General features: G+C 70.2%; 16 protein-coding genes and 1 pseudogene. 15 read left to right on the top strand and 2 right to left on the bottom strand.

Features of this window, described 5'->3' with window-relative positions; genetic code table 11:
• The first annotated feature begins 24 nt into the window (after positions 1 to 24).
• Positions 25 to 435: a DUF2177 family protein gene (locus tag INQ48_06260; protein ID QRF58839.1), complete on the top strand. Its 411-nt coding sequence runs from the start codon at positions 25 to 27 to the stop codon at positions 433 to 435.
• A 5-nt stretch (positions 436 to 440) separates the two neighbouring features.
• Here the strand turns inward: INQ48_06260 and INQ48_06255 are convergent, their stop codons facing one another.
• A complete protein-coding gene (locus INQ48_06255) occupies positions 441 to 932 on the bottom strand; it encodes a DUF1854 domain-containing protein (GenBank protein ID QRF58838.1) in 492 nt (163 codons plus the stop codon).
• On the bottom strand, positions 929 to 3208 hold the full coding sequence (locus INQ48_06250) for an ABC transporter ATP-binding protein (protein QRF58837.1): 2280 nt from the start codon (positions 3206 to 3208) through the stop codon (positions 929 to 931). Before INQ48_06250 ends, INQ48_06255 begins: the two co-directional genes overlap by 4 nt.
• An 85-nt stretch (positions 3209 to 3293) precedes the next feature.
• Here INQ48_06250 and cphA (INQ48_06245) point away from each other — a divergent pair, with 85 nt between their 5' ends.
• The 14 genes and pseudogenes from cphA (INQ48_06245) to INQ48_06180 all read left to right on the top strand — a co-directional run bounded on the left by cphA (INQ48_06245) (position 3294) and on the right by INQ48_06180 (position 20840).
• On the top strand, positions 3294 to 5585 hold the full coding sequence (gene cphA, locus INQ48_06245; GenBank protein ID QRF58836.1) for a cyanophycin synthetase: 2292 nt from the start codon (positions 3294 to 3296) through the stop codon (positions 5583 to 5585).
• Positions 5586 to 5665: 80 nt separating this feature from the next.
• Positions 5666 to 8233, top strand: coding sequence for a cyanophycin synthetase (cphA, locus tag INQ48_06240; protein QRF58835.1), 2568 nt, complete (start codon positions 5666 to 5668; stop codon positions 8231 to 8233).
• A gap of 236 nt (positions 8234 to 8469) precedes the next feature.
• Positions 8470 to 8859, top strand: coding sequence for a hypothetical protein (locus tag INQ48_06235; GenBank protein QRF60635.1), 390 nt, complete (start codon positions 8470 to 8472; stop codon positions 8857 to 8859).
• A 40-nt stretch (positions 8860 to 8899) separates the two neighbouring features.
• Positions 8900 to 9301: pseudogene (locus INQ48_06230) on the top strand (hypothetical protein).
• Between the two features lie 330 nt (positions 9302 to 9631).
• Complete coding sequence (locus INQ48_06225; GenBank protein ID QRF58834.1) at positions 9632 to 9898, top strand: hypothetical protein; 267 nt, start codon at positions 9632 to 9634, stop codon at positions 9896 to 9898.
• Positions 9899 to 10379: 481 nt separating this feature from the next.
• Positions 10380 to 11462 (top strand): tartrate dehydrogenase, encoded by a 1083-nt coding sequence (locus tag INQ48_06220; protein ID QRF58833.1) that lies wholly within the window; start codon positions 10380 to 10382, stop codon positions 11460 to 11462.
• Between the two features lie 340 nt (positions 11463 to 11802).
• Entirely contained in the window at positions 11803 to 12753 is a 951-nt protein-coding gene (locus INQ48_06215) for an ABC transporter permease (GenBank protein QRF58832.1), read from the top strand.
• Positions 12750 to 13631: an ABC transporter permease gene (locus INQ48_06210; protein QRF58831.1), complete on the top strand. Its 882-nt coding sequence runs from the start codon at positions 12750 to 12752 to the stop codon at positions 13629 to 13631. The genes INQ48_06215 and INQ48_06210 overlap by 4 nt, the downstream gene beginning before the upstream one ends.
• Positions 13632 to 13636: 5 nt before the next feature.
• Entirely contained in the window at positions 13637 to 14629 is a 993-nt protein-coding gene (locus INQ48_06205; GenBank protein QRF58830.1) for an ABC transporter ATP-binding protein, read from the top strand.
• Complete coding sequence (locus tag INQ48_06200) at positions 14626 to 15432, top strand: ATP-binding cassette domain-containing protein (GenBank protein ID QRF58829.1); 807 nt, start codon at positions 14626 to 14628, stop codon at positions 15430 to 15432. The genes INQ48_06205 and INQ48_06200 overlap by 4 nt, the downstream gene beginning before the upstream one ends.
• A gap of 36 nt (positions 15433 to 15468) precedes the next feature.
• Entirely contained in the window at positions 15469 to 16962 is a 1494-nt protein-coding gene (locus INQ48_06195; protein ID QRF58828.1) for an ABC transporter substrate-binding protein, read from the top strand.
• A gap of 4 nt (positions 16963 to 16966) precedes the next feature.
• Positions 16967 to 18370, top strand: coding sequence for an amidase (locus INQ48_06190; GenBank protein QRF58827.1), 1404 nt, complete (start codon positions 16967 to 16969; stop codon positions 18368 to 18370).
• A 97-nt stretch (positions 18371 to 18467) separates the two neighbouring features.
• Positions 18468 to 19916 (top strand): aldehyde dehydrogenase family protein, encoded by a 1449-nt coding sequence (locus tag INQ48_06185; GenBank protein ID QRF58826.1) that lies wholly within the window; start codon positions 18468 to 18470, stop codon positions 19914 to 19916.
• An 18-nt stretch (positions 19917 to 19934) separates the two neighbouring features.
• Positions 19935 to 20840 (top strand): NAD(P)-dependent oxidoreductase, encoded by a 906-nt coding sequence (locus INQ48_06180; GenBank protein ID QRF58825.1) that lies wholly within the window; start codon positions 19935 to 19937, stop codon positions 20838 to 20840.
• Positions 20841 to 21077 lie beyond the last annotated feature (237 nt).

Genomic DNA, 21077 nt, shown 5'->3' with positions numbered 1-21077 from the left:
CACCCACCCATCCGCACCGTCACCATGACCACCAAACACCTCGCCGCCTGGGCCGCCACCTTCCTCGTGATGGCGCTGATCGATTCGCTCTGGCTCGGCGTGATCGCCAAGAGCCTCTACCAGCAGGGGCTGGGCCACCTGATGGCCTCCGAGCCGAAGCTGGGCTTCGCGGCGCTGTTCTACCTGCTGTACCCGGTGGGACTGGTGTTCTTCGCGGTGCTGCCCGGCGCCGAGGCCGCGAGCCTCGCGCGCACCGCGCTGCTCGGCGCCCTGCTCGGCCTGTTCGCCTATGCCACCTACGACCTGACCAACCTCTCGATCATGAAGGGCTGGCCGCTGGGCCTGTCGCTGCTCGACCTGGCCTGGGGCACCTTCGCGAGCGGCGTGGCCGCGACCGCGGGCGGGGCGGCGCTGCGCTGGATGGGCGGGCGCTGACCTGACTAAAGAAAGCGCTCGAGCAGCTTGCGCGACGCCCGGTCGAGCGCCTTCACGTCGGCGATGCGGAACTGCACCCCGTGCGCGCTCGCGATCAGCAGCGCGCCATGCTCGAGCCGGCGGATGTCCTCCTCGGCCTTGAGTACGAAGCGGGTGTCGCCGCGGTCGGTGCTCACGGTCCACGTACTGGGCACGCCGAAGCTCGACACGCTGTGGAGCCTGAGCAGCGTGGGCGCGAAGTCGCGCACCGCGAGTTCCTCCTCGAGCAGCACGCGCGCCGCGGGCGGCAGTTGATCGACGCGGTCGATCCACACCAGCTCGCGGCCCTCGCCGCCGACCAGCGAGACGCCCTCGTCCGGCGCGCTGAGCGGAAAGGCCCGCACCGCCGAGATGCCCACGTGCCGCTGGCCCTGCGCATCGGTCAGCACCAGCCGGCCGAAGGCATCGCGCTCGAGCGCGAAGTCGGCGGGAGTGGTGGTCGTCGTGGTTTCCATCATGCCTCTCCCGCCGGATGCGCCGCATGGCTCACCGGGATGCCCTGCGCGCCCACGCGCTCGTTGGCCGCGCCTTCGCTGGCGTCGTCGTCGCCCTGGCGCAGCTGCGCCTGGTAGAGGCGCCAGTAGGCGCCCTGCTTGTCCATCAGCGCGTCGTGCGAGCCGACCTCGACGATCTCGCCGCGGTCCATCACAACCAGGCGGTCGGCCTTGCGCAGGGTCGAGAGCCGGTGCGCGATCGCGATCGTGGTGCGGCCCTGCACGAGGTTGTCGAGCGCCTTCTGGATCTCCTTCTCGGTCTCGGTGTCGACCGCCGAGGTGGCCTCGTCGAGGATCAGGATGCGCGGGTCGATCAAGAGCGCGCGCGCGATGCTGATGCGCTGGCGCTCGCCGCCCGACAGGCCCTGGCCGCGCTCGCCCACCAGCGAGTCGTAGCCATGCGGCAGCCGCAGGATGAAGTCGTGCGCATGGGCGGCGCGCGCCGCGGCCACGATCTCCTCGCGCGTGGCGTCGGGCTTGCCGTAGGCGATGTTCTGCGCGATGGTGCCGAAGAACAGGAAGGGCTCCTGCAGCACCAGCCCGACGTGGCGCCGGTAGTCGGCCACGGCGAAACGGCGGATGTCGGTGCCGTCGACCTCGATCGCGCCCTCGGTGGCGTCGTAGAAGCGGCAGATCAGGTTGACCAGCGTGCTCTTGCCCGAGCCGCTGTGGCCCACCAGGCCGATCATCTCGCCGGGCTCGATGCGCAGGTCGAGGTCGTGGATGACGGCGCGCGAGCCGTAGCGAAAGCCCAGCGCCTTCATCTCGATGGCGCCCTGCACGCGCTCCACCTTCACCGGGTTGACCGGCTCGGGCACGTTGCTCACGTGGTCGAGGATGTCGAAGATGCGCTTGGCGCCGGCCGCGGCCTTCTGCGTCACCGAGACGATGCGGCTCATCGAGTCCATGCGCGTGTAGAAGCGGCCGATGTAGGCGATGAAGGCGGTCAGCACGCCCACCGTGATGCTGCCGCGCGCCACCTGCCAGATGCCGAAGGCCCAGACCACCAGCAGGCCGATCTCGGTCAGCAGCGACACCGTGGGCGTGAACACCGACCAGGTGCGGTTGAGCTTGTCGTTGACCTGCAGGTTGTAGGCGTTGGCGGCGCGGAAACGCTCGGCCTCGCGGCGCTCCTGCGCGAAGGCCTTGACCACGCGGATGCCGGGAATGGTGTCGGCCAGCACGTTGGTGACCTCGGACCAGACGCGGTCGATCTTCTCGAAGCCGGTGCGCAGGCGGTCGCGCACCACGTGGATCATCCAGGCGATGAAGGGCAGCGGCACCAGCGTGACCACGGCCAGCAGCGGATTGATCGAGATCAGGATCGCCGCCGTCATGACGATCATCAGCACGTCGTTGGCGAAATCGAGCGCGTGCAGCGACAGGAAGACGTTGATGCGGTCGGTTTCGGAGCCGATGCGTGCCATCAGGTCGCCGGTGCGCTTGCCGCCGAAGTAGTCGAGCGGCAGGGTCAGCAGGTGCTCGTAGGTGGTGGTGCGCAGGTCGGCGCCGATGCGCTCGGAGACCAGCGCCAGCAGGTAGGTGCGCGCCCAGCCCAGGCCCCAGCCGACCAGCGCCGCGCCGAGCAGCCCGCTCAGGTAGAGGCCGACGCGCATCGGATCGATCTTCTGCCCGTTCTGGAACGGGATCAGGATGTCGTCCATCAGCGGGATCGTGAGGTACGGAGGCACCAGGGTGGCGGCCGTGGACAGCACGGTGAGGAAGAAGCCGGCGATCAGTTGCTTGCGGTAGGGCCGGGCGAAGCGGCCCAGCCGCAGCAGCACCCAGGTCGAGGGCGGGGTCTGGAGCTCGGTGTCGACCTCGTCGCCATCGGCCTCGGGTGTCGCACGCGCGACACCCCCCGCGTTGGCACGCTGGCCGAACAGCCGCAAAAGGCGCAGCGCGGCGACCTGCTGGGCCAGCGTGTAGCGCCAGCGCACCAGCCGGCCGCGCCCGTCCACGAGGTCGAGCAGGGCGACGCCGGACTGGTCGCTCAGCTGCAGTTCGAGCGCCGGGTCGGCGAGCGACCACTCACGCCACACGCCTTTGCCACCGGGCTCCAGCGCCAGCAGCCGGCGGTCGGTGAGCGCCACCAGCCCAAAACCGAAACGAAGTTCTTCATCGAGGTCAACCGACAGTGTTGCCAGAACGTTTTCCGCGACTGCGAGCCGGCTTTTCAGAGCCTCTGAAACCGCTTCGTTTTCGCCCTCCTGGGTGCCGACTGGATCGTGATGTTGCATTGTGTTTCTTTGACTCTTGCCCGTCGCGGCCCGTTGGGACCGCGCCATGACGCCCTTCGCGGGGCGCCGATTCTGACCGATCGCCATGGGCGCGCTTGAAGGCGCCGCGGTGCTCGGCCAAAGCACATCGAACGTTTGCATGACCCGTTTCGACGACATTCGCCTGCTGCGCATCAACTATTTGCGCGGCCCGAGCATCTGGACCTACCGCCCGGTGCTCGAAGTCTGGCTGGACCTCGGCCGGCTCGAGGAATTCCCCTCCAACAAGATCGAAGGCTTCGGCGACCGGCTGACGACCCTGCTGCCGGCGCTGATCGAGCACCACTGCGGCGTCGGCGAGCGCGGCGGCTTCATCCAGCGGCTGCGCGAAGGCACCTGGTCGGGCCATGTGCTCGAGCACGTGGTGATCGAACTTTTGAACCTGGCCGGCATGGCCACCGGTTTCGGCCAGACCCGCGAGACCTCGGTCTCGGGCACCTACCGCATGGTGTTCCGCTCGCGTGACGAGCAAGTGGCGCGGGTGGCGCTGGCCGAGGGCCACCGCATCATGATGGCCGCGATCAACAACGACCCGATCGGCCCGGCCGACGTGCAGGCCGCGATCGAGGCGATCAAGTCGAAGGTCGACGACTGCTACCTCGGCCCGAGCACCGAGGCGATCGTGAATGCCGCGATCGACCGCGACATCCCCTACATGCGCCTGAACAGCGGCAACCTGGTCCAGATGGGCTACGGCGCCAACCAGCAGCGCATATGGACCGCCGAGACCGACTACACCAGCGCCATCGGCGAATCGATCGCCAGCGACAAGGTGCTGACCAAGTCGCTGCTCGCGGGCTGCGGCATCCCGGTGCCCGGCGGCCAGGCGGTCGCCAGCCCGGCCGAGGCCTGGGAAGTGGCCGAGGAGATGGGCGTGCCGGTGGTGGTCAAGCCCTCCGACGGCAACCACGGCCGCGGCGTGATCCTCGACCTGACGAAGCGCGAGGACATCGAGGCCGCCTTCTCGGTGGCCGAGCGCCACGGCAGCGAAGTGCTGGTCGAGCGCTACATCCGCGGCGAGGAGCACCGCGTGCTGGTCGTCGGCGGCCGCATGGTGGCGGCCGCGCGCGGCGAGACCGTCTGGGTCACGGGCGACGGCAAGTCGAACTGCAGCGAACTCATCGACCTGCAGATCAACAGCGACCCGCGCCGCGGCGACACCGAGGACTTCCCGCTGTCGTTCCTGGGCGCGCGCGACGGCGCGATCCTGTCGGACCTGCGCCGCCAGGGCCTGGCGCCCGAGTCGGTGCCCGAGGCCGGCCGCCGCGTGCTGATCCAGCGCAACGGCAACGTCGCGATCGACTGCACCGACAGCGTCCATCCCGAGGTCGCGCACATGGTCGAGCTGGCCGCGCGCGTGGTCGGCCTGGACATCGCCGGCATCGACCTGGTGTGCGAGGACATCTCGAAGCCGCTCGGCCCGCAGGGCGGCGCCATCGTCGAAGTGAACGCCGGCCCCGGCCTGCTGATGCACCTGAAGCCGGCCGTCGGCTCGCCGCGCCCGGTGGGCCGCGCGATCTGCGACCACCTGTTCCCCGATGACTCGCAAGGCCGCATCCCCGTGGTGGGCGTGGCCGGTTCGCGCGACAACGCGGTGATCGCCCGCCTGGTGGCCTGGCTGGTCGGCCTCGGCGGCCGCCACACCGGCCTGGCCTGCCGCGACGGCCTGTTCCTCGAGCGCCGCCGCGTCGATGCGCGCGACAGCGCCAACTGGGAAGCCGGCCACCGCCTGCTGATGAACCGCCAGGTGCAGGCCGTGGTGATCGAGAACGGCGCACGCACCATCCTGCAGGACGGCCTGCCCTACGACCGCTGCGAGGTCGGCATCGTGACCGACCTCGGCGGCTTCGAGCAGCTGGGCGACTTCGACATCCGCGAGAGCGACCACATGGTCAAGGTGCTGCGCACCCAGGTCGACGTGGTGCTGCCCGAGGGCACCGCGGTGCTCAACGCCGACGACGAACGCGTGGCCGGCCTGGCGCCGCTGTGCGACGGCGCCGTGATCCTCTACAGCGTGGACGCGCAGGCCGCGTCGCTGACGGCCCACCAGGCCGCCGGCGGCAAGGCGGTGCTGATCCGCCAGGACCGCGTGGTGCTGGCCAACGGCACCAGCGAGTCGTTCCTGCCGGGCCTGGGCCGCCTCACCGTGTGGCGCGCCACCCATGCGGGCGTCAGCCTCGAGAGCCTGCTGGCCGCCGTGGCCGCGGCCTGGGCGCTGGGCATTCCGCTCAACCTCATCGGCGCGGGCATCGAAGCCTTCGAGGCCGACCTGCAGGCGGCACTGGCCTCGCTGCAGCTCTCGCAGAGCCAGCCCTCGCCCCAGCTCCAGCTTGCCTGATCCAGCTCGCCTGATCCATCCGGTCCCCCCGCCTCAGCGCGGGGGCACCCGCCGATACCCCTGAAGAACCGCGCCGCCTCATGAAAGTCACCCGCACCCGCGCCCTTCGCGGCCCCAACCTCTGGAGCCGCCACACCGCCATCGAGGCGGTCGTTGCCTGCGACGGCGACGAGAACGCCATCGGCCGGCTGGCCGGCTTCGAGGACCGCCTGCGCGCGGCCTTCCCGACCATCGGCGAGCTGCACCCGATGGTGCTGGGCCAGCCGCTGGCGCTGGCCCACGTGCTGGAGAACGCGGCCGTGGCGCTGCAGGCCCAGGCCGGCTGCGCGGTCAACTTCGGCCACACCTCGCCGACGCTCGAAGAAGGCGTCTACCAGGTGGTCGTGCAATACACCGAGGAGGCCGTCGGCCGCCGCGCGCTCGAGCTGGCCGAGGCGCTGATCGCCGCGGCGCAGAACGGCACCGCCTTCGACGCCACCGCCGCCATCACCGAGCTGCGCGACCTCGATGAGTCGGAACGCCTGGGCCCGAGCACCGGCTCCATCGTCGACGCCGCCGTGGCGCGCGGCATCCCCTACCGCCGCCTCACCAGCGGCAGCCTGGTGCAGTTCGGCTGGGGCTCGAAGCAGCGCCGCATCCAGGCCGCCGAGGTCGACAGCACCAGCGGCGTGGCCGAATCGATCGCGCAGGACAAGGAGCTCACCAAGCAGTTGCTCAACGCCGCCGGCGTGCCGGTGCCGCTGGGCCGCCCGGTGGCCGACATGGACGACGCCTGGGCCGCCGCGCAGGAGATCGGCCTGCCCGTGGTGGTGAAGCCGCAGGACGGCAACCAGGGCAAGGGCGTGACCGTCAACATCACGACGCGCGAACAGCTCGACGCGGCCTACACGGCCGCCGATGCCCACGGCGAGGTGATGGTCGAGAAATTCCTGCCGGGCTTCGACTTCCGCCTGCTGGTGGTGGGCGATCGCCTGGTGGCGGCCTCGCGGCGCGATCCGCCGCACGTGATCGGCGACGGCAGCGCCACCGTGCGCCAGCTGGTCGACACGGTCAACCTCGATCCGCGCCGCGGCGAGGGCCATGCCACCTCGCTGACCAAGATCCGCCTCGACGACATCGCCGTCGGCCGGCTCGAAGCCCAGGGCCTCACGCCCGACAGCGTGCCCGCGCTGGGCCAGCGCGTGGTGCTGCGCAACAACGCCAACCTCTCGACCGGCGGCACCGCCACCGACGTGACCGACACCGTGCATCCCGAGGTGGCGGCGCGCGCGGTCGACGCGGCGCAGATGGTCGGCCTGCACATCTGCGGCGTCGACGTGGTCTGCGAGAGCGTGCTGCGCCCGCTCGAGGAGCAGCACGGCGGCATCGTCGAGGTCAATGCCGCGCCGGGCCTGCGCATGCACATCTCGCCCTCGTTCGGCCGCGGCCGCGCGGTCGGCGAGGCGGTGGTCGACGCGCTGTTCGCCCAGGGCGACGACGGCCGCATCCCGGTGATCGCGGTCACCGGCACCAACGGCAAGACCACCACCACGCGGCTGATCAACCACATCGTCGCCTCCAGCGGCCTGCGCACCGGCATGACGAACACCGACGGCGTGTACGTCGACGGCCGCCAGACCGACAGCGGCGACTGCAGCGGCCCGAAGAGCGCGCGCAACGTGCTGCTGCATCCCGACGTGGACGCGGCCGTGTTCGAGGTCGCGCGCGGCGGCGTGCTGCGCGAGGGCCTGGGCTTCGACCGCTGCTCGGTGGCCGTGGTCACCAACATCGGCAGCGGCGACCACCTGGGCCTGAACTACATCACCACGGTCGAGGACCTCGCGGTGCTCAAGCGCGTGGTGGTGCGCAACGTGGCGCCCGGCGGCTACGCCGTGCTCAACGCGGCCGATCCCAACGTCGCCGCGATGGCCACCAACTGCCCGGGCGAGGTGATCTTCTTCGCCGCCGACCGCCAGCATCCGGTGATGGCCACGCACCGCGCGCAGGGCAAGCGCACCGTCTACGTCGACCAGGACACGGTGGTGGCGGCCGAGGGCTCGTGGCGCGAACGCATCTCGCTGCGCGACGTGCCGATCACGCGCGGCGGCAGCATCGGCTTCCAGGTCGACAACGTGATGGCCGCCGTGGCCGCGGCCTGGGCCGTGGGCCTGGACTGGGACACCATCCGCAGCGGCCTCGCGAGCTTCCTCAACGACGCCGCGGGCGTGCCCGGCCGCTTCAACGTGATGGACTACCGCGGCGCCACCGTGATCGCCGACTACGGCCACAACACCGACGCCATGCGCGCGCTGGTCTCGGCCGTGGACACCATGCCCGCGAAGAAGCGCTCGGTGGTCATCAGCGGCGCGGGCGACCGGCGCGATTCCGACATCCGCGACCAGACCGCGATCCTGGGCCAGGCCTTCGACGACGTGATCCTCTACCAGGACGCGGCCCAGCGCGGCCGCGCCGACGGCGAGGTGATGGGCCTGCTGCGCCAGGGCCTGCAGGGCGCGACCCGCACGCGCCAGATCGACGAGATCCGCGGCGAGTTCATTGCCATCGACGCCGCGCTGGCCCGGCTGCAGCCCGGCGACCTTTCGCTGATCCTGGTCGACCAGGTCGAGGAAGCGCTCGCTCACCTCGCCAAGCGCATCGCCGAGGGCTGAGCGCTCGGGCCGGGTCCCGCGGCCTGCGGCCTGCGGGATTCGTCCCACACGCGAGGGCGCGTCCCGCCGGGTCCGCAATCTGTGCCGTCCCACAGGCCGCGCGCGCCGCGCGGCCGGACACTGGGCCTCCAGTCGCGCACTGCCTCGCTCTCGAGGAAGTCGCGTCCTTTCCAGGAGGCACGATGACCCCAACGATCCACGCGGGAACGATCCCGACCCGCCGCGCGACGCGGCCGCTGCGTTCCCTTCGCATCCTCGCGCTCGCGGCCGGCCTGGTCGCGCTCGGCGCGCAGGCCCAGGCGCCCGGCTCCGAGGCCCGCATGCAGAAGGAGCGCGCCACCTGCGACGGCGTGCAGCAGGACCGCGCGGCCTGCCTGCGCGAAGCCGGCGCGGCACGGCAGGAAGCCGGCCGCAACGGCCTCACGAGCGCCGGCCCCGGCGGCTACGACGCCAATGCGCTCGCGCGCTGCCGCGAACAGCCGGCCGCCGATCGCGCCGACTGCGAAGCGCGCATCCGCGGCAGCGCGGGCGCCGGCCGCACCACCACCGAAGGCAGCGTGATGGGCGGCGGCGTGATCCGCGAGACCGTGACACCGCTGCCCGCGCAGCCGGCACCGGCGCGCTGATCCCCCGTCCTCTTCATCGGCTGATCTCAAGGAGCACACCATGAACCAGCGTCTTCTCCTCACCCGCGGCGCCATCGCCGCCCTCGTGGCGCTCGGCGCCCTGGCCAGCGCCGGCACCGCCAGCGCGCAATCGCGCCGCGGCGACGCCACCTACGAACGCGAACTGGCCGTCTGCGGCCACAACCAGCAGGACCGTGCGGCCTGCATCCGCGAAGCCGGCGCGGCGCGCCAGGAAGCGGCGCGCGGCGGCCTCACCGCTGCGCCCGACTACCGCCGCAATGCGCTGCAGCGCTGCGCCTTGCAGCCGCCGGGCGACCGCGCCGACTGCGAAGCCCGCGTGCTCGGCGGCGAGGGCAACACCCGCGCCGCTGTCGACGGCAGCGTGATGGGCGGCGGCGTGATCCGCGAGTCGGTCACCACGGTCGTGATGCCGGCGCCCGCACCGTACCCGGTGGCCCCGCCCGCCCCGGTGATGCGCGCGCCCGAGCCCGTGATGGTGCCGCCGGCCGCTTATCCGGCCGCGCCGATGCCCTACCCGGCACCGCAGCCGATCCGCTGATCGGCATCGCGTCCGGCAGCAAGGCGTCCCGCGGGGCGCCTTTTTAATGCGACGAATAGCCTGCAGGCCCCCGAAATCCGAGTGTTTTCCCTCTTGGCGAGAGCTTGCAAGGCTGCGAATCGATGCCCCGCAATGTCACAGAATTGTCATAAAAGCCCTGGGGGCTGCTAGCTATAGTTCTCGGCTCCTGCCTTACCGAGAAACTTTTCACCCATGAATGCCATCAAGGTCGCTCGCCGATTCATCGAAACGGACCCGGCCAACGAATCGGCCAAGATCCTCGCCCAGCTCGTGCTGGCCCTCGAATCCGAACGCAGCTTCGAACTCGTCACGCTCTACAGCCTCGACTACAAGAGCTTCCAGCTGGCGATGGACATCCTCAAGGAATGGCGCCTCGATCGCTACTACGCCAGCAAGTCCAAGCTGTTCGATCTGTCGCTGCAAGTCAGCGAGCTCGACAAGAGCAGCAGCAGCAACTGAGATTCGACGGTTCCGCGCCTTTTCGTTTTCCGCTTTCCTCCCTCCCGCTTCCCGCCTCTCCTCTCTCTTCTCCCCGTTCCCCTCGCGTTCGACGCGACCCGCTGCACCGTCGCAGCCGGCTGATCCGCATCCCTTCCGTTTCCTGAACCTGCGCCACGCGACGCGCCTGCCTTTGCGCGGGCGCGCGGCGGGAGCGCGCTCGCGTGGCGCTGGCACGCGCGCGTGTCGCGACCGTGTCGCCGAGCCGCCGATGCGGCCTCCAGCCTTCTAATTTTTGGAAGGCCAAGCGCTGCGACGCACCGAATCCGTTGCCGACTCCCCTGGAAAGACCCGCCGCAGCCCCTTCCAATATTGGCAAGCCGGCGTACGTGCCATTCCCGATCCCGGCCCGCCGATCCAGTCCTAGACTTCGACGCGGCAGGCGCACGCCCCGCACGACGGGTGCCCCGCGCCGTCCCTCATCAACCGGGTACTGGATCAAATGCAAGCAAAACACAGGATCGCCGTCATTCCCGGCGACGGCATCGGCGTCGAGGTGATGCCCGAGGGCCTTCGCGTGCTGGACGCCGTGGGCCGCCGCTTCGGCATCGATTTCTCGTTCGACCACTTCGACTGGGGCTCGGACCACTACGTGCGCACCGGCCTGATGATGCCGGCCGACTGGGACGACAAGATCCAGGGCCACGATGCGATCTACTTCGGCGCGGTGGGCGCGCCCGACAAGGTGCCCGACCACATCGCGGTGTGGGGCCTCCTGATCAAGATCCGCCGCGAGTTCGACCAGTACGTGAACCTGCGCCCGGTGCGCCTGATGCCCGGCGTGCCCGGCCCGCTGGCGCACCGCCAGCCTGGCGACATCGACTTCCTGGTGGTGCGTGAGAACACCGAGGGCGAATACACCTCGGTCGGCGGCCGCCTGTTCGAGGGCACGCCGCGCGAGATGGCGATCCAGGAAGCGGTGTTCACGCGCACGGGCGTGGACCGGATCATCGACTACGCGTTCCAGCTGGCGAGCCGCCGCAAGCGCAAGAACCTGGTGGCCGCGACCAAGTCGAACGGGATCTCGATCACGATGCCCTACTGGGACGAGCGCCTGGCCGAGATCGCGAAGCGCTACCCCGACGTGGCGACGAGCAAGTACCACATCGACATCCTGTGCGCGCACTTCGTGCAGCACCCCGACTGGTTCGACGTGGTGGTGGCCTCCAACCTGTTCGGCGACATCCTGTCGGACCTGGGCCCGGCCTGCACCGGCACCATCGGCATCGCGCCCTCGGGCAACCTCAACCCCGAGCGCAAGTTCCCCTCGCTGTTCGAACCCGTGCACGGCTCGGCCCCCGACATCGCGGGCAGGGGCATCGCCAACCCGATCGGCCAGATCTGGTCGGCCGCGCTGATGCTCGACCACCTCGGCGGCGACAACCCGGTCTACGCCGAAGCCTCGGCCGCCGTGCTCTCGGCCATCGAGACCGTGCTCAGCGAAGGTCCGCGCACCCGCGACATGGGGGGCACCGCCAACACCGTCGACGTGGGGCGTGCGATCGCCGAGTGCATCTCGGCATGAGTTCTCGCGCCTGCCGTACGGTTCGTCGCGCCTTGGATGAGGTGCGTGGGTCGGGGCGGGCGCGCGCCGACGGGGTACTCCCCTCCGCGAATGTCCCCCGCCTTCGGCTCCTCCTTTATTTCGCTGCGGGGAGTACCCCATCTACGCGCGCCTGGACGCAGCCGTTGTTGAACCGCCCGCACCACCGCAGCGCCTCCCGTGCACAGGGCAGTGGGTGCTTCCCGCAGCGAAATCAAGGAGGAGGCCGAAGGCCGGGGGACATTCGCGGAGGGAAGTACCCGCTGTCCTGTGCACGCGCCCCGGACAAAAGCGCCTCGAACAGAAACAAACACGCAAAGCGATGAGCCTCTTCTTAATCAAGCGCCTTGCCACGCTGATCGGCACGCTGATCGGCGCCTCCATCATCGTCTTCCTGGTCCTGGAGATCCTGCCCGGCAACGCCGCGCAGATGCTCATGGGCCCGGACGCCGCTCCCGAAGCCGTCGCCGCCCTGGCCACCAAGCTCGGCCTCGACCAGCCCGCCTGGACCCGCTACTGGCACTGGATCGCGGGCCTGCTCACCGGCGACCTCGGCGACTCCTACGCCTACAGCTCCCCCGTGCTCGACCTCATCCTCGAGCGCCTCGCACTCACCGTCCCCCTGGCCCTGCTGGCCATGGCCTTCACCACCGTGCTCGCCCTGCTCGTGGGCGTCACCGCCGCCGCGCGCCACAACAAGCTCGGCGACGTCGGCCTGATGGGCCTCACCCAGGTCGGCATCGCCATCCCCAACTTCTGGTTCGCCATCCTGCTGATCCTCGTCTTCTCCGTGCAGCTGCAGTGGTTCTCCGCCGGTGGCTTCGACGGCTGGGGCGAGGGTGTCTTCGCTGGCTTGAAGTCGCTGCTGCTGCCCGCCCTGTCCCTGGCCGTCGTGCAGGCGGCCATCCTCGCGCGCATCACACGCTCGGCCGTGCTCGAGGTCATGCGCGAGGACTTCGTGCGCACCGCGCGCGCCAAGGGCGTGACCCAGCGCGCGGTGCTCTGGACCCACGTGCTGCGCAACGCCCTGATCCCCGTCATCACCGTCATGGGCATGCAGTTCTCCGAGCTGCTCGCCGGCACCATCGTGGTGGAGAACGTGTTCTACCTGCCGGGCCTGGGCCGCCTGATCTTCCAGGCCATCAGCAACCGCGACCTCATCGTCGTGCGCAACTGCGTCATGCTGCTCGCGGCCATGGTCGTCATCGTCAACTTCGTGGTCGACGTGCTCTATGCCGTCATCGACCCGCGCATCAAGGCGAGCGACATATGAGCGCCATTGCATCGGTTACCCCCAGCGCCGCCGCCCTCAAGCTGCCCGGCTTCTGGCAGCGCGCGCGCCATCACCGCAGCTTCGTCATCGGCGGCGTGCTCGCCGCCCTGCTGCTGCTCGCGGCCCTGGTCTCCTACCTCTGGACGCCCTACTCGCCCTACGCCATGGACATGGCCAACAAGATGCAGCCGCCCTCGGCCAGCCACTGGCTCGGTACCGACGCCTTCGGGCGCGACGTGGCCTCGCTGCTGCTGGTGGGGGCCCGTGCTTCCATCCTGGTGGGCGTCATCGCCGTGGGCATCGGCCTGGTAGTGGGCACCGCCCTGGGCCTGCTGGCCGCGGCCAGGCGTGGCTGGGTCGAAGAAGCCATCATGCGTTTCTCCGACTTCTCGCTGGCCTTCCCCGCCATCCTCTCGGCCATCATGATGACGGCCGTCTTCGGCGCGGGCATCGTCAACGCCATCATCGCCATCGGCATCTACAACATCCCCACCTTCGCGCGCATCACGCGCGCCTCGGCCAACGCCATCTGGTCGCGCGAGTACGTGGCGGCGGCCCGTGCCTGCGGCAAGGGCAGCTTCGCCATCACCATGCAGCACGTGCTGCCCAACATCTCGGCGGTGCTGATCGTGCAGATCACCATCCGCTTCGCCATCGCGATCCTGGCCGAGGCCGCCCTGTCCTACCTCGGCCTGGGCACGCAGCCGCCGCAGCCTTCCTGGGGCCGCATGCTCAGCGAGGCGCAGACCCTGATGTTCCAGCAGCCGCTGCTGGCCGTCTTCCCGGGCATGGCCATCGCGCTGGCGGTGCTGGGCCTGAACCTGCTGGGCGACGGCCTGCGCGACCTGCTCGATCCGCGCCTGGCGCGCGCGAGGTGAACCCCATGCCCCTCCTCGAAGTCGACAACCTCCACATCGGCCTGCAGACCCAGCGCGGCCCCGCCCAGGCCGTGCGCGGCGTCTCCTTCTCGCTCGAACGCGGCCAGACCCTCGGCATCGTGGGCGAGTCGGGCTGCGGCAAGTCCATCACGGTCATGTCCCTCATGGGCCTGCTGCCGGCCACCGCCAAGGTCACCGGCAGCATCCGCCTGGACGGCCAGGAGCTCATCGGGCAGCCCGAGTCGGCCATGTGCCAGATCCGCGGCAACCGCATCGGCATGATCTTCCAGGAGCCGATGACGGCCCTGAACCCGGTCCACACCATCGCGCGCCAGGTCGGCGAACCGCTGCGGCTGCACCGTGGGCTCACGGCCAAGCAGGCCCGCGCCGAAGCGCTGAACCTGCTGCAGCGCGTGGGCATTCCCGATGCGGCCTCCCGCCTGGATGCCTATCCGCACCAGTTCTCGGGTGGCCAGCGGCAGCGCATCGGCATCGCGATGGCGCTGGCCTGCGGGCCGGATCTCTTGATCGCCGACGAACCCACCACCGCGCTGGACGTGACCATCCAGAAGCAGGTGCTCGACCTGATCCAGAACCTGGTGGCAGAGATGGGCATGGCGCTGATCCTGATCTCGCACGACCTGGGCGTGATCGCCAACAGCGTGCAGCGCATGCTCGTGATGTATGGCGGCAGCGTGGTGGAGAGCGGGCCGACGCGCGCGCTCTTCGCGAACCGCGCGCATCCGTACACCAAGGGGCTGTTCGCGGCACGGCCGGTGATCGGGGCGCCGAAGGGCCAGCGGCTGGCGACGATTCGCGGCAGCGTGCCCGAGCTGGTGGACCTGCCCGCGGGCTGTCCGTTCGCGGGGCGCTGCAGCTACACGGTCGATGCGTGCCAGTCGACGCGGCCGCCCGCGGTAATGCTGCCTGACGACCATGCGGTGCGATGCATCCGGCTTGGAGAGATTGCAGAGATCGAAGCGGAGGCCGTGGCATGACGCAAACGAAGACGCCGCTGCTGCAAGTCACCGACCTCGTGCGCCACTACGCGCTGCCGCGCGAGAAGCTGCTGGGCCCGCCGCCCACGGTCAAGGCGCTCAACGGCGTGAGCTTCGAGGTGCAGGCCGGGCGCAGCGTGGGCATCGTGGGCGAGTCCGGTTCGGGCAAGTCGACCATCGCTCGGCTCGTGATGGCCCTGGACAAGCCCACCTCGGGCAGCGTGAAGCTCGAAGGGCGTGAGCTGCACGCGCTGAGCAAGGACGAACTGCGCACCGCGCGGCGCGACTTCCAGATGGTCTTCCAGGACCCCTACGGCTCCCTCGACCCGCGCCAAACGGTCGCGCGCATCGTCGCCGAACCGCTCGAAGCACTGGCCCAGGTCTCGAAGAAGGAGCAGCGCGAGCGCGCCGCCGAATCCCTCGCGGCCGTGGGCCTGCGCCCCACCGACCTCGACAAGTACCCGCACGAGTTCTCGGGCGGCCAGCGCCAGCGCATCGCGATCGCGCGCGCGCTCATCACCCGCCCCAAGCTCATCGTCGCCGACGAGCCCGTGAGCGCCCTGGACGTCTCCGTGCAGGCCCAGGTGCTCAACCTCATGCAGGACCTGCAGCAGCAGTTCGGCATCAGCTACCTGCTCATCAGCCATGACCTCGCCGTCGTCAACCACCTGTGCGACGAAGTGTGCGTGGTCTTCAAGGGGCAGATCGTCGAGCGCGGGACGCCGCAGGAGCTCTTCGCCAACGCGCAGCATCCGTACACGCGCACGCTGCTCGGCGCCGTGCTGCAGGCACCGGCCCACTGAATTTTTTCTGTTGTCTTTTCCAGGAGCTATCGAAGTATGTTGAAGCGACGCACCCTCATGACGTCCGCCATGGCCGCGGCCATCCCGGGCGTCTTCCTGCCGCAGGCGCGCGCGCAGGCCGGCAAGAACACGCTGACCATCGGCATGCCGCTCGAACCGCCGGGCCTGGACCCGACCACGGGCGCGGCCTCGGCCATCGCCGAGATCACGCAGTACAACATCTTCGAGACGCTGACCAAGGTCAATGCCGACGGCTCGGTCACGCCGATGCTGGCCGAGAGCTGGACCTCCTCGCCCGACATGAAGACCTTCGTCTTCAAGCTCAAGCGCGGCGTCAAGTTCCAGAACGGCGAGCCCTTCAACGCGGCGGTCGTGAAGTTCTCCTTCGACCGCGCGGGCAACGCCAAGAGCACCAACAAGGACAAGCGCTTCTTCAGCGAGATCGGCACCGTGGTGCTCGACGAGCACACGGTGGGCGTGAACAGCACGCTGCCCAATCCCGACCTGCCCTTCATGCTGGGCCAGTCCACCGCCTGCCTGGTCGAGCCCAAGAGCGCCGACACCAATGCCACGCAGCCCGTGGGCACCGGCCCCTACAAGCTCGGCGGCTGGCAGCGCGGCGCCTCGTGCACGCTGGTCAAGTCCACCACCTACCGCGATCCGGCGCAGGCCAAGATCGAGCGCTTCGTGTTCCGCTTCATGTCGGACACCGCGGCCCAGACCGCCGCGCTGCTGTCGGGCGACATCGACATCTTCCCGCGCGCGGGCACGCGCTCGGTGAGCCAGTTCAAGGGCAACAACCGCTTCCAGGTGATCGAGGTCGGCACGCGCGGCAAGGTGATCCTCACCATCAACAACCGCAAGAAGCCGCTCGACGACGTGCGCGTGCGCCGCGCGATCCTGGCGGCGATCGACCGCAACGCGATCGTGCAGGGCGCGGCCGACGGCTTCGGCAAGCCCATCGGCAGCCACTACGCGCTGGGCGCGCCGGGCTTCGTCGACACCACCGCGATGAATCCCTTCGACGTCGAGAAGGCGAAGAAGCTGCTGGCCGAGGCCGGCGTGAAGACGCCGCTCGAGCTGCGCCTGCAACTGCCGCCGCCGTCGTATGCGCGCCAGGGCGGCGAGGTGATCGCCGCGCAGCTCGCGCAGATCGGCATCAACGTGAAGATCCAGAACGTGGAATGGGCCCAGTGGCTCAGCGGCACCTTCGGCGGCGCGCACGACTTCGACCTCACGATGGTCGCGCACGTCGAGCCCTTCGACCTCGTGAAGTACACCGAGCCCGACTACTACTGGGGCTACGACTCGAAGAAGTTCCGCGACCTGTACGTCGCGATCCAGAACGAGGAGAACAAGAAGCGCCGCGCCGACCTGCTGGGCGACGCGCAGAAGATGCTCGCGACCGACGCGGTCAACGGCTTCCTCTACCAGGCCGTGTTCCCGACCATCGCGCGCAAGGAAGTCAAGGGCCTGTGGCCCAGCATGCCGATCGTGGTGAACGACCTCGCGGCCATCTCGTGGAGCTGATGCGATGACGACGAAGAACCTTTATGACCTCGGCGCGGCCGAGCTCGGCGCCGCCTACGCGCGCCGCGAACTCTCGCCGGTCGAGGTGGCGCGTTCGGTCAATGCGCGCATCGAGGCGCTCGAGCCCAAGCTCTGCGCCACCTGGCTGTTCCGCCCCGAGCTCGCGCTCGAGCAGGCGCGCGCCTCCGAGGCGCGCTGGCTCGCCGGCACGCAGCGCGGCGCGCTCGACGGCGTGCCCGTGACCATCAAGGACAACCTCGCGACCGCGGGCGACCCGATGCCGCTGGGCACCGCCGCCTATCCGCTGGTGCCGATGGCGCAGGACTCGCCGCCCGCCGCGCGCCTCAAGGAGGACGGCACGGTGCTGGTGGCCAAGACCACCATGCCCGACGTGGGCATGCTGTCCTCGGGCCTGTCGACCTTCCACCATCTCTCGCGCAATCCCTGGGACCTGTCGCGCACGCCGGGCGGCTCCAGCGCCGGCGCCGGCTCGGCCGCCGCGGCCGGCTACGGCCCGCTGCACGTGGGCACCGACATCGGCGGCTCGCTGCGCCTGCCCGCGAGCTGGTGCGGCATCTACTCGCTCAAGCCCAGCTTCGGCCGCATCCCGCTGAGCACGCCCTACATGGGCCGCTGCGCCGGCCCGATGACGCGCACCGTGGAGGACTCGGCGCTGATGATGGCCTCGATGGCCCAGCCCGACGCGCGCGACTACTCCGAGCTGCCGCCCGGCGCGATCGACTGGGCCGCGTTCGCCGTCGAGCCCGATTTCATCAAGGGCAAGCGCGTGGGCCTGCTGATGGACGCGGGCTGCGGCCTGCCGCTCGATCCGCAGATCGCCGAGGCGGTGCGCCGCGCCGCGAAGCGCATCGAGGACGCCGGCGCGCACGTCGAGCCGATGCAGCCCTTCATGACGCCGAAGATGCTGCAGGGCATGGACCACTTCTGGCGCATGCGCTCGCTGAGCGACCTGCGCACGATGAGCGCCGAGCAGCGCGCGAAGATGCTGCCCTACATCCTGACCTGGGCCGAGAGCGCGGCCGGGTTCTCGGGCGAGCACATCTACGAGGCCTACAGCCAGTTCATCGCCACGCGCGCCGCGGCGGTGGCGGCCACGGTCGGCTTCGACTTCGTGATCTCGCCGGTGTCGCCCAACATGCCCGCGCCCGCGGAGCATGCCTCGCCCACCAACGACCCGCTGCGCTCGCTCGAGCACATCGGCTTCACCGTGCCCTACAACATGTCGGAGCAGCCGGCGGCCTCGATCAACTGCGGCTACTCCGCCGAGGGCCTGCCGATCGGGCTGCAGATCATCGGCCGGCGCTTCGACGACCTCGGCGTGCTGCAGTTCAGCCGCGCCTTCGAGCAGATCCGCGAGCCGCAGAAGCCCTGGCCCGAACTCGGCTGAAGCGCTTGTCCGACACTGGGCGGCGCGCGAGCCTCTCGCGCACCGCCCCCGTTTTTTCGCGCCGCCCCGCCGGCGCCGCCCGCAAGGAGACACCCCCATGAACCCCACCCACTTCATCGACGGCCGGCGCGTGCCCTCGGAAGGCAACGCCACCATCGACGTGATCGACCCCAGCGACGGCGAGCGCTTCGGCCAGCTCGCGCGCGGCACCGCGGGCGACATCGATGCCGCCGTGAAGGCCGCGCGCCGCGCGGTCGGCGAGAACTTCGACGGCCCCTGGGGCGCGCTGAGCGCGCTCGAGCGCGGCCGGCTGATGGCCAAGCTCGGCGCGGCCGTGATCGCCCACCACGAGGAACTGGCCCAGCTCGAGGCGCGCGACACCGGCAAGGCGCTGCGCGTGGCGCGCAACGACGCCACCGCGCTCGCGCGCTACATGGAGTACTACGCCGGCGCCTGCGACAAGCTGCACGGCGACACCCTGCCCTACGAACGCGGCTACACCGTGCTCACCGTGCGCGTGCCGCACGGCGTGACCGGCCACATCATTCCCTGGAACTACCCGATGCAGATCGCGGGCCGCAGCGTGGGCGCCGCGCTGGCCGCGGGCAATGCCTGCGTGGTCAAGCCGGCCGAGGACGCGAGCCTCTCGCTGCTGCGCCTGGCCGAGCTGGCGGCCGAGGTCGGCTTTCCGGCCGGCACGCTCAACGTGGTCACGGGCTACGGCAAGGAAGCCGGCGCGGCGCTGTGCGCGCACCCGGGCATCGACCACATCTCCTTCACCGGCTCCACCGTCACCGGCCGCAGCGTGGGCCTGGCGGCCGCCGAGCGCCACTGCCCCGTGACGCTGGAACTGGGCGGCAAGTCGCCGCAGATCGTGTTCGCCGACGCCGACCTCGACGCGGCCGAGCCGGTGCTGGTCAACGCCATCATCCAGAACGCCGGTCAGACCTGCTCGGCGGGCAGCCGGGTGCTGGTCGAGCAGTCGATCTACGAAGAGGTGGTGCAGCGGCTCGCGAAGCGCTTCTCGGCCGTGCGCGCCGGCCCGCCGGCCGACGACCTCGACATGGGCCCGCTGATCAACGAGAAGCAGTTCCGCCAGGTGCGCGACATGGTCGCCACCGCCGAGGCCCAGGGCCTGAAGGTGGCCGCGCGCGGCAGCGTGGCGCCCAGTGCCTCGGCCCAGGGCTTCTACCAGGAGGCCGTGCTGTTCCGCGACGTGCCCGGCGACAGCGACATCGCGCAGCGCGAGATCTTCGGCCCGGTGCTGGCGCTCACGCCCTTCGCCGACGAGGCCGAGGCCGTGCGCCTGGCCAACGGCACCGACTTCGGCCTGGTGGCCGGCATCTGGACGCGCGACGGCGCCCGCCAGTTGCGCATGGCGCACAAGATGCACTGCGGCCAGGTCTTCATCAACAATTACGGCGCGGCCGGCGGCGTGGAACTGCCCTTCGGCGGCGTGAAGTCCTCGGGCTTCGGCCGCGAGAAGGGCTTCGAGGCCCTGCTCGGCTTCACCACCCTCAAGACCATCGCGATCAAGCACGGATAAGCAAGGCGGAACCAAACCATGGCATTGAACGAACAAGAGAAGGCGGCCGCTCCCAAGCGCCGCGTGGGCCTCGTGGGCGTGGGCCTGATGGGCAGCGGCATCGCGCAGAACATCGTGGGCCATGGCCATGCGCTCACGGTGCTCGAGCACCCGGGCAACCAGCCGATCGACGCCCTGCTCGCGGCCGGCGCGCGCTCGACGCCCGACGTGGCGAAGCTCGCGGCCGAGGTCGACGTGCTGATCCTCTGCGTGACCGGCACGCCGCAGGTCGAGGCCGTGATGCTCGGCGAGAAGGGCGCGCTCTCCGCGCTGCGTCCCGGCACCGTGGTGGTCGACTGCTCGACCGCGGTGCCCGAATCCACCTCGCGCGTGGCGCGCGCCGTGGAGACCAGGGGCGGCCATTTCCTCGACGCGCCGATGACCCGCACCGCCAAGGAAGCGGCCGAGGGCCGGCTCAACCTGCTGGTGGGCGGCGACGCCGAGGTGCTGGCCTCCTGCCTGCCGCTGCTGCGCGCCTTCGCCGAGAACGTCACGCACGTGGGCGGCATCGGCGCCGGCCATGCGATGAAGCTGCTGCACAACTTCGTCTCGCTGGGCACCGTGGCGCTGCTGTGCGAGGCCGCGGCCTGCGCCGAGCGCGCGGGCGTCAAGCCCGATGTCTTCGTCGACGTGCTGGCCAAGGGCGGCGGCAACGGCGTCGCGCTCGAGCGCGTCAAGCCCAAGCTCCTGACCGGCAGCACCGATTCGCTCAAGTTCTCGATGGCCAACGCCAAGAAAGACCTGGGCTACTACAACGACATGGCCGAGCAGTCCGCGTCCGCGCACGGCATCGCCCAGGCGGTCGACGCGCTGCTCACGCGCGGCGTCGACACCTTCGGCGGCGACCGCATGGTGCTGGACCTGGTCGAGGCGCTCAAGCGCTGAGCACCCGCCCGGGAAACGCCCCCGCGCGGGCGTTTCCTGCGCAGATCCGCGCGACGCCCGCATGACCGCCGGGCCCCGCGCAAACCCATACCCGTTTTTCGAAGTCGCTGAAGCGACAAGGCAAGTTCGGGCAAACCTCAGTCGACGCGGCCACACCGCGCTTCCACAATCCTCGCTGGACCCCGGCGATACCGACCTTCAGAGCCGGTGCGCGGGTGAATGCCTTGACGGCAACTG

The sequence above is a fragment of the Variovorax paradoxus genome (genome assembly GCA_016806145.1).
Lineage (GTDB): Bacteria > Pseudomonadota > Gammaproteobacteria > Burkholderiales > Burkholderiaceae_C > Variovorax.
Note: the sequence above shows the minus strand (reverse complement) of the source record. Positions and strands in the feature narration are given on the sequence as shown.